10 protein-coding genes are annotated in these 12325 nt (G+C 72.9%); 2 read left to right on the top strand and 8 right to left on the bottom strand.

What is annotated here, in order from left to right; translation table 11 throughout:
* Positions 1-342: 342 nt before the first annotated feature.
* From D5H75_RS16290 to purD, 3 genes are all read right to left on the bottom strand, one after another.
* Positions 343-1854, bottom strand: a complete 1512-nt coding sequence (locus tag D5H75_RS16290) for a glycosyltransferase family 39 protein (protein ID WP_147425177.1) — start codon at positions 1852-1854, stop codon at positions 343-345.
* A gap of 75 nt (positions 1855-1929) precedes the next feature.
* Entirely contained in the window at positions 1930-2736 is an 807-nt protein-coding gene (locus tag D5H75_RS16285) for a GNAT family N-acetyltransferase (RefSeq protein ID WP_119927313.1), read from the bottom strand.
* Positions 2737-3519: 783 nt separating this feature from the next.
* Entirely contained in the window at positions 3520-4779 is a 1260-nt protein-coding gene (gene purD, locus D5H75_RS16280) for a phosphoribosylamine--glycine ligase (protein ID WP_119927312.1), read from the bottom strand.
* A 532-nt stretch (positions 4780-5311) separates the two neighbouring features.
* On the opposite strand from purD, the gene corA reads away from it, so the two are divergent.
* On the top strand, positions 5312-6388 hold the full coding sequence (gene corA, locus D5H75_RS16275; protein WP_119927311.1) for a magnesium/cobalt transporter CorA: 1077 nt from the start codon (positions 5312-5314) through the stop codon (positions 6386-6388).
* Between the two features lie 283 nt (positions 6389-6671).
* Here corA and D5H75_RS16270 read toward each other — a convergent pair whose 3' ends face one another.
* From D5H75_RS16270 to fbaA, 4 genes are all read right to left on the bottom strand, one after another.
* The gene (locus D5H75_RS16270) at positions 6672-7580 is read right to left on the bottom strand and encodes a glycerophosphodiester phosphodiesterase family protein (RefSeq protein WP_119927310.1); all 909 of its coding nucleotides are present in this window, start codon (positions 7578-7580) and stop codon (positions 6672-6674) included.
* A 27-nt stretch (positions 7581-7607) separates the two neighbouring features.
* A complete protein-coding gene (locus tag D5H75_RS16265) occupies positions 7608-8891 on the bottom strand; it encodes an adenylosuccinate synthase (protein ID WP_119927309.1) in 1284 nt (427 codons plus the stop codon).
* 295 nt (positions 8892-9186) lie between these two features.
* Complete coding sequence (locus D5H75_RS16260; RefSeq protein WP_119927308.1) at positions 9187-9606, bottom strand: DUF3151 domain-containing protein; 420 nt, start codon at positions 9604-9606, stop codon at positions 9187-9189.
* A gap of 242 nt (positions 9607-9848) precedes the next feature.
* Entirely contained in the window at positions 9849-10868 is a 1020-nt protein-coding gene (gene fbaA / locus D5H75_RS16255) for a class II fructose-bisphosphate aldolase (RefSeq protein ID WP_119927307.1), read from the bottom strand.
* A 282-nt stretch (positions 10869-11150) separates the two neighbouring features.
* Between fbaA and D5H75_RS16250 the strand changes: the two genes are divergently transcribed.
* Positions 11151-11579, top strand: a complete 429-nt coding sequence (locus D5H75_RS16250) for a hypothetical protein (RefSeq protein WP_147425176.1) — start codon at positions 11151-11153, stop codon at positions 11577-11579.
* A gap of 200 nt (positions 11580-11779) precedes the next feature.
* Here the strand turns inward: D5H75_RS16250 and pyrE are convergent, their stop codons facing one another.
* On the bottom strand, positions 11780-12316 hold the full coding sequence (gene pyrE, locus D5H75_RS16245; protein WP_119927305.1) for an orotate phosphoribosyltransferase: 537 nt from the start codon (positions 12314-12316) through the stop codon (positions 11780-11782).
* Positions 12317-12325: the final 9 nt, after the last annotated feature.

The raw sequence follows: 12325 nt of genomic DNA, 5'->3' as shown, positions 1-12325 counted from the left end.
TCGTCCCCCCTCCGCCGCGAGTTCGGCTGCCTGGATATCGCCGCTCCCGCGACCGGCGCTACGCCCCGCGGAGCCCATCCCTGGACCGATCCAGCCCCGCTCCGCCCCGCCCCCTAGGGCGATCGCACCCGGGCGCCCTCCTGCGGTGCGGGTGATGGGGGAGGGGACGTAGGGGGGCGGCCCGGTCCCGAGGTTCGCCGCCTCGCGCGGACAGCGGGGAGCCAGGCGAGCCGGGGCTGCTTCCCGCCGAGGCCGACGTGCCCGTCAGGGGTCCACGCGGACACCGGTGATTCATCCGCCGAGCACGGCGCCAGCCGCACGCACGCGGAGGAGGCCGGGTGGTCAGCGGGTGAGGAGGGCGAGGGTGAGGCCGCGGTAGTGCCAGGAGCGCTGGGGGCGGAAGCCGGCCTCGTGGATGGACATGATGACGGGGACGTGGCCGGGGGCGAGGCCGCGGCGGGAGGGGAGGTCGGTGCCGGGTTTCATGAGGCGCGGGGTCGCGGGGCGGACGACCCAGACGCGGTCGTGGCCGTCGAGGGCCTTGCGCACGTCGCGGCGTTCCACGGTGCCGAATCCGCCGGTCCGGGAGGCCGGGGTGACCATGAGCACGTCGTCGGGCAGGCGCGAGCCGTACCGCTGGAAGCCGTCGCGCGCGAACGGCGCGGCGTAGACGATGGCGTCGCCCGCGCGCATGCCCTCGGACACGATGCCCGCCGCGTGCGCGTACGGCTGGCCGTGGCCGTCGTGGGACCGCAGGAGCACCTGCTGCGGCAGGCCCGCCCCGATCATGACGGCGAGCGCGGCGAGCGCGAGCGGCAGCCGCACCCGCGCCAGCCCGGCCCCCGCGAGCAGCGCGAACGCGGGGGCGGCGAAGAGCACGTACCGCGAGGTGTAGACCGGCGCGACCAGCAGGGACGTCACGACCAGCACCGGCATCGGCAGCAGGCCCCACAGCAGCAGCCCGCCCACCCACGCCCGGCCGCCGCCCGCGCCCGACCGCCACAGCGGTACGGCGGACGCCAGGCCGATCAGGGCGACCGCCCAGCCCAGGGCGGCCACCGCCCAGTGCCAGGGTTCGAGCGTGAGCGCCCAGGCGTTGGCCGTCGCGCGGACGAACACGATGTCCTGCGGCTTGGGCGCGCCGAGCCAGGCGACCTGGGCCCGCTGCGGCGCCGACAGCACCGCGACCAGCGCCAGCAGGGCGACCCCCGGCACGAGCGCGGCCAGGAAGCGCGGCAGCGCCCGCCGGTCCCGCGCGGCGACGACCGCGAGATGCGCGGGCAGCGCGAGCGCGGTGAACAGGTGCCCGAGCGGCAGGAGCAGCACCGACAGCGCGTACACCGGCCAGCCCCGCCGCTCCAGCGCCCGGTGCAGCGCCCAGGCCGAGAAGACGGCGGTCGCGAGCGCGATCGTGTACGGCCTGAGCTCCTGCCCGAACCGCGACACCGACGGCAGCGCCAGCAGTATCCCCGCCGCGAGGGCGCCCGCCCGCGGCGACCACAGCCTCCGCCCGAGGTCGGCCAGCAGCCCGGCCGCCGCGGCGACCCCGAGCGCCGACGGCGTCCGCAGCCACAGGTCCGAGTCGCCGGCGAGCACCCAGACGCGCATGAGCAGGTAGTACGGCGCGACCACCGCGTCCCGGTGCTCCAGCAGCTCGGCGAACCGGCCCCACGGCCGCGTGATCGCGCTCACCGTCGCCAGCTCGTCGTTCCACATGGACGGACGCCACGACCACGCCATGGCCACCAGGAACCCGGCCACCGCCGCGATGAGCGGGACCAGGCGTCCGCGCTCTCTCCCCGCGGCCCGCGTGGTCCCACCTGCCCCGACGACCCCCGCAACCCCCGCTGTCACCCGGCCGAGTCTAGGGGGATCTACCGGTTCGTTGAGGAAATGTTGAGCTTTCTGGGAGATGTCGGGCGTGCGGCCCTACCCCGCCGGGGTGGCCCGCTCAAGCTGCACCTGGGTCTCTGTCCCGTCGAACCCCAGGCCCCGGTACAGCCGGATCGCGGTGTACTCCGGGTCCGCCACGATCACCAGTGTCCTCGCCTCCAGCCGGTCCCGGGCGTACTCCCCGGCCCGGTGGACGAGCGCCCCGGCCAGCCCCCGCCGCCGGTGCTCCGGATGGGTCTCCACGCTCTGGTACCGCGCGATCCCCGATCCGTCCCCGAAGATACCCAGCCCCGACACCATCCGCCCGCCCAGGAACGCGCCGAACCACGCCCCGAGCCCCCGCTCGCGCAACCTCCGCATGGCGTCCAGCTTCCGCCCGGCGAACTCGCCGTACTCCGCGCCGGCGTACCCGAGATCGGCCCCCACGGCCAGCCGAAGCTCCAGCGCCGCCGCCCAGTCCGGGTCCCCGTCCAGCTCACGAATCTCGACATCGAGACTGATTCCCCGCCGGGGTTCCCGAAGCGCCCCCGCGGTCAGCACCGTCCCCCGCTCGACGGAGAGCCCCGCCGCCCGCCACTCGTCCGGCGTCCCGAGTTCCCCGTCCACCCCGTCCACTCCGATGGCGACATGTCCCGCCCGGGGAAACTCCCGCCGGAAGACGTCCACCCACCGCTCCACCTCGCCGGGACCGGGCGCCTTCTCCAGCAGCAGGAAGTTCCCCCACCGATACCCCGGGTTCTCCGCCGTCCGCACCACCAGGTGATCCCCCCGATCGGTGACGGAGCTCCCCTGCATCTCCAGCAGCATCAAGTCGGTGCGAAACCCCAGCGAAACCACGTCCATGACCCAGACCCTAGGTCCCGCCCCCGCTCCCCCTCACTCCGAAATCCACACCCCACCCGTATCGGGACCGATCCCGCCCGGCCCTCAGAAGCCGGCGCCCCCCGAGCCCGGAGGAAGCGCCCGGCCCACCCCGCGCCGCGACCACCCGCCGCCCCGAGCCGGCGACGAGAGTCCTCAGGCCACCCCGGAGAACCCACGCGATCGCGGTACGGCGAGCAGCCCGACGAGAGCCCGAGAGCGGTGCCGAGCACCGGAGCACCGCAAGCGGCTTCGCCCGCCGAAGAGGGGACGCCACCCCGGCCCCGCGCGGCGGCGGTACGGCGAGGGCGGGGTGACTCCGATGGTGGGGGCGAAGGATGCCCCGAGCCAGGGGAGCCCGGACATCAGCAGAACGTGGCGCGGCGAGAGGCAGGGGGGCGGCGCGGCGAGGCAGGGGCGGGGGCGACCCGCGCGATCGCCGTACGGCGGGGCGGCCCGGCAGGGTGCGGGCGTGCCGGGGGCCCCGGTTTCCGGCCGCGGACATGGGTCGCGACCAGGGGCATCGAGCGGTGCGGCCGGGACGGCGGACGCTGAGCGGCCGCGGGCCGCCCGCGCCGTCGGGGTTCGTCTGGCGAGTGCGGCGCGGGGGCGGGGGCGCGCCGTCGCCGTGCGGCGGAATGGCGGCGGGCGCCTCCGGCCTCGGTCGCCGGAGGGGACGGGATCGCCGCGTGGGATCGGGCGCGGGGGAGTGGTGGCGGGACGGACTCGGGATCGGAGGGTGGCGCCGCCGCGCGGGGGGTGGGGTCAGGGGGTGAGGGTGAAGGTCAGGGCTTGTTCGGCTATGTCCTGGCGGTGGTGGGAGCCGGGGAGGGCGATCCGGGAGACGGCCTCGTAGGCGCGGGAGCGGGCGGTGGCGAGGTCGGGGCCGGAAGCGACGACGTTGAGGACGCGGCCGCCCGCGGAGACGAGCGTGCCGTCGGCGGCGGTGGCGGTGCCGGCGTGCAGGACGTACGCCTCGGGGACCTCCTCGGCCGCGTCCAGGCCGGTGATGGGTGCGCCCTTGACCGGGGCGGCGGGATAGCCCTCGGCGGCGATCACGACGGTGACCGCGGAGCCTTCGTGCCAGGTCAGGGCGGGCTCGCCGGCGAGCTTCCCGGTGGCGGCGGCGAGGAGGAGGGCGCCGAGCGGGGTGGCCAGGCGGTTCAGGACGACCTGGACCTCGGGGTCGCCGAAGCGGGCGTTGAACTCGATGACCTTGGGGCCGGACCGGGTGAGCGCGAGGCCGGCGTAGAGGACGCCGGTGTACGGCACGCCGCGGCGCGACAGCTCGGCGATCGTCGGGCGGACGACCTGCTCCATGACCTGGTCCGTCAGGCCCTCCGGGGCCCAGGGGAGGGGGGTGTAGGCGCCCATGCCCCCGGTGTTCGGGCCCTCGTCGCCGTCGTAGGCGCGCTTGAAGTCCTGCGCGGGGACGAGCGGGACGACGTGCTCGCCGTCGGACAGCGCGAACAGCGACACCTCGGGCCCGTCGAGGTATTCCTCGATCACGACGCGCCCGCACGCCCCGGCGTGGGCGAGCGCGGCGTCCCGGTCGGTGGTGACCACGACGCCCTTCCCCGCGGCGAGGGCGTCGTCCTTCACGACGTACGGCGGGCCGAACTCGTCGAGCGCGGCGGCTGCCTCCTCGCGCGTCTCACACGTGAACGCGCGGGCGGTGGGCACCCCCGCGGCGGTCATGACGTCCTTGGCGAAGGCCTTGGAGCCCTCGATGCGCGCGGCGGCGGCCGACGGGCCGAAGCAGGGGATCCCGGCCTCGCGCACGGCGTCGGCGACACCCGCGACCAGCGGGGCCTCGGGCCCGACGACGACCAGGCCGGCCTCGACCGAGCGGGCGAGCGCGGTCACGGCGGCGGGATCCATCGCGTCGACGGCGTGGAGCCGCGCCACCGCCCCGATTCCGGGGTTGCCCGGAGCGCAGTGGACCTCGGAGACCTGGGGATCGGCGGCGAGCGCCCGGCAGAGCGCGTGCTCCCGGCCGCCAGATCCGATGACAAGTACGCGCACGACCGGGAGCCTATCGTGACCGTTCCCGGTCCACAGCGCCCCTGTGGACGCCCGCCTGAAGCCCGCCACCCCTGTGGACGCCCGCCTGAAGCCCGCCACCCCTGTGGGCGCCCGCCTGAAGCCCGCCGCCCCTGTGGACGGGAACCTGAAGCCGGCTCCTTGTGGACGGGAGGCTGAAGCCGTACGCGCCTGTGGACGGCGGCCTGAAGGCGGCGTCCTGTGGACGGCGGGCTGAGGCCGTACGCGCTCGTGGACGGCGGGCCGGGGCGTACGCTCGCTGTGGACAAAGCCCCGCATATGCATGAACCGCTCAATAGCGGTAAACCTGTGGTGGTAGAGTTAGACGGCTTTGCGGTCTCTACGTGGGATGGGAGGTGGTCCGGGATGAATCCTGGTGATCCCAGCAGTACGTGCTCGCGCACGTACTCCGTGTGCACTCCGACCGCCTCAGATCGGCGTCCGACCGCAATCTCCCCGCGCTGAGCCCTGCTCGCGCGCCGTTTTCCGTGGTCGGGCGAGAAGGGAATCCCCTATGCGCCCGGGAATCACGCTTTTCAAGCCGCTTTCGCGAACCGCTCGCACCGCGCCGGCGCCCCAGCCCGCGCCGCCGTGCCGGTCCTCGCTCATTGATTGTGCCGCGTACATCGACGGTCTGCGCTTCGACACCGACGGGCTCGCCGAGGCGATTCACCTCGTCCGCGCGAGCAAGTCCGACTCCGCCTTCGTCTGGGTGGGCCTCCACTCGCCCGAGGCCGAGGAGCTGGAGCAGCTCGCCGAGGTGTTCGGCCTGCACCCGCTGGCCGTCGAGGACGCCGTGCACGCCCACCAGCGCCCCAAGCTGGAGCGCTACGACGACGTGCTGTTCGTCGTGCTCAAGACCGTGCGCTACATCGAGCACGAGGAGCTGACCTCCACCAGCGAGGTGATCGAGACCGGCGAGGTCATGGCCTTCCTCGGCCCCGACTTCGTGGTGACCGTACGCCACGGGGACCACTGCGACCTGCGCCCGGTCCGCCAGCGTCTGGAGCGCAGCCCCGACCTGCTCAAGATGGGCCCGGCGGCCGTGCTCCACGCGATCTCGGACCACGTCGTGGACGATTACCTCACGGTCTCCGACGCGATGCAGACCGAGCTGGAGGACGTCGAGGCGACCGTCTTCGCCGACATGCGCAGCAGCGACATCGGCCGCATCTACCAGCTCAAGCGCGAGCTGATCGAGATGAAGCGCGCCGTGGCCCCGCTGACGGCGCCCCTCCGCCAGCTCACGATCCGCCGCCTGGTCCCCAGCGACATGCGCGACTACTTCCGCGACGTGGAAGACCACCTCGTCCGCGTGCGGGAGCAGATCGACTCCTCCAACGAGCTCTGCAACTCCATCCTCCAGGCGACCCTGGCGCAGTCCAACGCCATCGCCAACGAGGACATGCGCAAGATCTCCGCCTGGGTCGCCATCATCGCCGTGCCCACCATGGTCGCCGGCATCTACGGCATGAACTTCGACCACATGCCCGAAACCAAGTGGACCTTCGGCTACCCCATGGTGCTGGGCATCATGATCGTGGCCTGCGCCCTCCTCTACCGGGGCTTCCGCCGCAACGGCTGGCTCTAGCCCCGTCCCGCCCCGGCGCCCCGCCCCCGGCTCCCAGCCTCACGCCGATCATGCGGTTTCAATCCCACCGCGTGCTTGAAACCGCATGATCACCGCGAGGAAGGACCCCCGCGAGGAGCCGCGCCGGGAGAGATCACGCCGAGAAGGCGTGCCGTGAGGAGCTCGGCACGTCGGGCAGCCGCCGAAGGCTCGCGCGGGTGGAATCGCCGTGTTCGGGGGTCGCTCCGGGGGGATCCCCCGGGCGAGCCGGCCGCGATCCCCGGGGCGGCGGGAGCCGGGGGTTTCAGCGGCGGATGGGCTGGGGGGCGGGGAGGCCCCGGGATTCGAGGACGTGGCGCATCCTGTTGGGGTAATCGGTGACGATGCCGGCCACGCCCAGGGAGATGAGGCGCTCGGCCTCGTCCGGTTCGTTCACGGTCCAGGCGACCACCGGGAGGCGCTGGGCGTGGGCCCGGGCCATCAGTTCCGAGGTGACCAGGACGTGTTCGGGGGAGAGGGTGGTCGCGCCGATCTCCGCGGCGGCGGCCGCGACGTCTCCGTCGAAGTCGTCCAGGTGCAGGCCGCCCAGCCAGGGCGTGCCCGGCTCCAGGCCCTGCTCCTCGATCAGGGCGTAGCGCTGCATCGCGGGGGCCAGGGAACGGGCGGCCGACAGGACGCGCCAGTCGAAGCTGAGGATGGCGGCGTCCGGGCCGCGCCGCCCGTGGCGTTCGAGCTCGGCGACGACCAGCTCGGTGAACTCGAACGGGTCCGGGGACAGCCAGGGCACCGACGGGTCGGACTTGAGCTCGACGTTGATGCGCACTCCGTCCGCCTCAAGGGCCGCCAGGAGGCCCAGGGCGGCGCCGAGGGTGGGCATGCGGGTGCCGGGCATGTCGAGGTGCGTGGCCACGAACGGGTCGGGCTTGAGCCGTACACCGCACTCCAGGGTGCGGAGCTGGGCCAGCGACAGTTCGGCCACCGGCCGCCCGACGTACGGGAACTTCGGGTCCCCCCGGAAGGCGGGACCCGTGTCCTGGCTGGTGGCGCTGGAGACCGTGAGGTCGTGGGTGAGGACGACGGAGCGGTCCGCCGTCATCGCCACGTCGATCTCCAGCGCGTCCACGCCCAGTTCCAGGGCGTGGACGAGGCCGGGCAGCGTGTTCTCCGGACGCAGGCCACGGGCACCCCGGTGGCCGTGCAGTTCGACGCGCAAAACGCAGTTCCCCCGAGAGCGCGGCGACTATACGAGCGGACGCAGCGAGAGCGTCTGGTCGCGGCCGGGGCCGACACCGATCGCCGACACCGGAGCGCCCGTCATGTCCTCGATCGCCCGGATGTACGTCTGGGCGGCCGGCGGCAGGTCCTCGAACGACTTCGCGCCCGAGATGTCCTCGCCCCAGCCGTCGAGCTCCTCGTAGACCGGGGTCGCGTGGTGGAACTCGGTCTGCGTCATCGGCATCTCGTCGTGCCGCACGCCGTCCACCTCGTACGCCACGCAGACCGGGATCTTCTCCAGCCCGCTGAGGACGTCCAGCTTGGTGATGAACCAGTCCGTCACGCCGTTGATCCGGGCGGCGTACCGCGCGATCACCGCGTCGAACCAGCCGCAGCGCCGGTCGCGGCCGGTGGTCACGCCGTACTCGTGGCCGGTGGTGCGCAGCCAGTCGCCCATCTCGTCGGTCAGCTCGGTCGGGAACGGCCCGCTGCCCACGCGCGTGGTGTACGCCTTGAGGATGCCGATCACCTTGGTGATGCGGTTGGGGGCGACGCCCGACCCCGCGCTCGCGCCGCCGCTGGTCGGGGCCGAGGAGGTCACGAACGGGTAGGTGCCGTGGTCGATGTCCAGCAGCGTGCCCTGCGCGCCCTCCAGCAGCACGACCTTCCCGTCGGCCAGCGCGTTGTTCAGGATCAGCGCCGTGTCCGCGACGTACGGCCGCAGGCGGTCGGCGTACGCGAGGTACTCCTCGACGACCGCGTCGGCGTCGATGCCGCGCCGGTTGTAGACCTTCGTGAGGACCTGGTTCTTCTCGGTGAGGGCGACCTCGACCTTCTTGCGCAGGATGCCCGGGTCGAACAGGTCCTGCACGCGCACGCCCATCCGCGCGATCTTGTCGCCGTACGCCGGGCCGATGCCGCGCCCGGTGGTGCCGATGCGGGACTTGCCGAGGTACCGCTCGCTCACCTTGTCCAGGGCCTTGTGGTGGGGCATGATCAGGTGCGCGTTGGCGCTGATCAGCAGGCGGTCGGTGGAGATCCCCCGCTCGACCAGCCCGTCGAGCTCCTGGATCAGCACGCCCGGGTCGATCACCACGCCGTTGCCGATGACGGGCACCACGTCGGGGGACAGGATCCCCGAGGGGAGCAGGTGGAGCGCGTACTTCTGGTCCCCGATGACCACGGTGTGGCCCGCGTTGTTGCCGCCCTGGTAGCGCACGACGTAGTCGACGTCGGCACCCAGGAGGTCGGTGGCCTTGCCCTTGCCCTCGTCGCCCCACTGGGCGCCAACAAGTACGACAGCCGGCATGGTGATTCTCCTCGCAACAAAGCGAAACCCCTGATCGCAACAGCGACAGGGGCTCTTGCGAAGAGAGACTACCGTGTTTGCCGCGTGAGCACCTAGACGCGCCCCGTGCGTGCCCGCGTCGAAAGACGCCCGTGCGGGCCCGCGTCGAGAGACGCCCGTGCGCGCCCGCGTCGAACGGCGTCTGCGGGCCCGCGTCGAAAAGGCGTCCGCCGTGCCGGGCCGGTCGCGCCTCCCGTACGCCATGGGAGGGCGCGGCCGGCGCCGTACGGCGGACGCCCGGTCGCGCGTGGGACGGCTAGCCGGCCGCCAGGGCCTCGGCGGCCTCGGGGTCGCTGTCGCGCAGGAACGTGGCGCAGCGCTCGGCCTCGTCCTTCTCGCCGATGGCCTGGGCGGCGCGGCCCAGGGCGTGCAGGCAGCGCAGGAAGCCCCGGTTGGGCTCGTGGGACCACGGGATGGGGCCGTGGCCCTTCCACCCGGCGCGGCGGAGCTGGTCCAGGCCGCGGTGGTAACCGGTGCGGGCGAACGCGTACGAGGTGACCGCGTGGCCGTCGGCGAAGGCCTGGTCGGCCAGGGCGGCCCAGGCCGCGGAGTAGGCGGGGAAACGTGCGGCGACGTCGCCGGGCTTGATGCCGCTCTCCAGCAGCTCTCGGGCCTCGGGCGTGTCGGGCAGCAGGGTCGGGGGCGGGCCGGCCATCAGGTTCTCGTGCACGCTCATGCCGTACATTCTCACTCTCTTGAGGGGAAGGGGCGGCGGCCGGGGGGTCGCCCCGTCCGCCGCCCCGCCAGGCGTTCCGTGCGGCCCGCCGATCTCGCCGGGCCGCTGGTCGTCGCGACGTGCCTCCGATGTCGCGCGGATGCCGCCGGTGCCGGAGTGCGCGGTCGCGCCGTGGCCGTCACGCCGGGGCCCCGCGACGCCGGCGACTCCGCCGGTCGTGCTTCGCCGGTCGCCCGGCGGTCCTACATCTTGGTGCCGGCCGACTTGAGGTTCTCGCAGGCGTGCGCCACGCGCGCGGCCATGCCCGCCTCGGCGGCCTTGCCGTACGACCGGGGGTCGTACTGCTTCTTGTTGCCGACCTCGCCGTCCACCTTGAGCACGCCGTCGTAGTTGCGGAACATGTGCTCGGCGATCGGCCGGGTGAAGGCGTACTGCGTGTCGGTGTCGATGTTCATCTTCACCACGCCGTAGGAGATCGCCTCGTGGATCTCGCTCAGGTCGGAGCCGGACCCGCCGTGGAAGACCAGGTCGAACGGCTTGTCCTTGCCGTACTCGGCGCCGACCGCCTCCTGGATCTCCTTGAGCACGCTCGGGCGCAGCTTCACGTGGCCGGGCTTGTAGACGCCGTGCACGTTGCCGAAGGTCGCGGCGAGCATGTAGCGGCCCTTGTCGCCCACGCCGACGGCCTTGGCGGTCTCCAGGGCGTCCGCGGCGGTGGTGTACAGCTTCTCGTTGATCTCCCCGACGACGCCGTCCTCCTCGCCGCCGACCACGCCGATCTCCATCTCCATGATGATCCGCGCCTTCGCGCACTGCTCCAGCAGCTCCTGCGCGATCTGGAGGTTCTCCTCAAGGGGCACGGCGGAGCCGTCCCACATGTGCGACTGGAACAGCGGGTCCAGGCCCTTGGCGACGCGCTCCTGCGAGATCTGGATCAGCGGCCGCATGAACCCGTCGAGCTTGTCCTTGGGACAGTGGTCGGTGTGCAGCGCCACGGTGACCGGGTAGTTCCTGGCCACCACCCGGGCGTACTCGGCCAGCGCCGTCGCGCCCGTCACCATGTCCTTCACCGACGCGCCCGAGAGGAACTCGGCGCCGCCGGTGGAGACCTGGATGATCCCGTCGCTCTCGGCCTCGGCGAAACCACGCAGCGCGGCGTTCAGCGTCTGGCTCGACGTCACGTTGATGGCCGGATAGGCGAACCCTCCCGCCTTGGCGCGGTCGAGCATCTCGGCGTATACCTCTGGCGTGGCGATAGGCATGACTCGCTCCCGAAGACGTCTGTACGGCTGACCGCAAGTATCGCGAAGTAGTCACAGTTGAGGAAAGCCGCCACGGCGCGCGGGTAGGCTCCCGTCGATGACGCCCTCTTCAAAGTCCCCCGCATCGACCGTTACATCCTGCCGGGTGTAGCCGTTATCGTGATCCTCTCGGTCATCCCGATCGTCGTCGAGATCCTCGAGTACCGGCGGCACGCCCGGCGTGCGCTCAGGTCCGCGAGTCTCGAAATCCCAGGTCAGTAAGAGAACGGGTATCCTCCCACCGTGGGACGCCACAGGTCCGACCCCATGGGCATCGCGCGCCTCGTACTCGCAGGCCTCGCGGTGCTCTTCGTGCTGGCTCTCGTCGTGGTCGGCGCCAAGGCGCTGTTCAACTCCCTGAACGCCAAGGGCGAAGAACCCACGTCACCGCCGGTCGCCACCTCGCCCAACCAGAACGCCAACGCCCCGCAGACCCTGCTGATCAGGTGCGTGGCGGAGATCTGCCCGGCGGTCTTCGTCCGGATCCCCGGCGGCGACATCCTGCAGAACCGCGACATGTCCAAGGGCGAGGAGATGGGCTTCATCGAACCCGAGCTCGACGTCGTCGTCGGCGACGCGGGCACGGTCGAGATCCAGGTCAACGGCCAGCGCCGCCCGCCGGGCGAACCCGGCAGCAAGGACACCTTCTCCGTCCGCCCCGGCTCCACCTGATCCGCCCCGGGGCCCACCCTCCCCGGCGGTACGCCGCCGGCCCGGCCCTCCCGCCGGCCCGGCCCGGCTGCCGTACGGCGACGGCCGCGCCCTCCCCTGGCGTACGGCATGAGCCCGCGGCGGGACCCGGCGCGCGAAGAGCCCCCGGGTCCACGGCGAACACGGGGGCTTCCGCGAGGCGCGGGCGGACCGGGCCGAGGTCAGGCCAGGCCGAGGTCCGCCAGGGTGTAGGCGGCGAGGTACGGGATGCCCTCGGCGGCGAAGCGGTCGCCGGCGCCCCGGTCCACGATCGTGGCCACGCCCACGACCTCGGCGCCCGCCTCGCGCAGCGCCTCCACGGCCGTGAGGGGGGAACCGCCGGTGGTCGTGGTGTCCTCGACCACGAGGACCCGCCGCCCCGGGACGTCCGGGCCCTCGATGCGGCGCTGGAGACCGTGCGCCTTGCCCGCCTTGCGGACCACGAACGCGTCCAGCCGCCCGCCGCGGGCCGCCGCCGCGTGCAGCATCGCGGCGCTCACCGGGTCGGCGCCCAGCGTGAGACCTCCCACCGCGTCGTAGTCCCACCCGGCGGTCAGGTCCAGCATGACCTGCCCGACCAGCGGCGCGGCGGCCCCGTCGAGCGTCACCCGGCGCAGATCGACGTAATAGTCGGATTCCTGGCCGGAAGAGAGGATCACGCGCCCGTGGACGATGGCCTTTGCCTTGATCTCGGCAAGAAGATCTTCACGTAGGTTCACATTTCCCCA

The sequence above is a fragment of the Bailinhaonella thermotolerans genome (genome assembly GCF_003594875.1).
In the GTDB taxonomy this organism is placed as follows: Bacteria; Actinomycetota; Actinomycetes; order Streptosporangiales; family Streptosporangiaceae; genus Bailinhaonella; species Bailinhaonella thermotolerans.
Note: the sequence above shows the minus strand (reverse complement) of the source record. Positions and strands in the feature narration are given on the sequence as shown.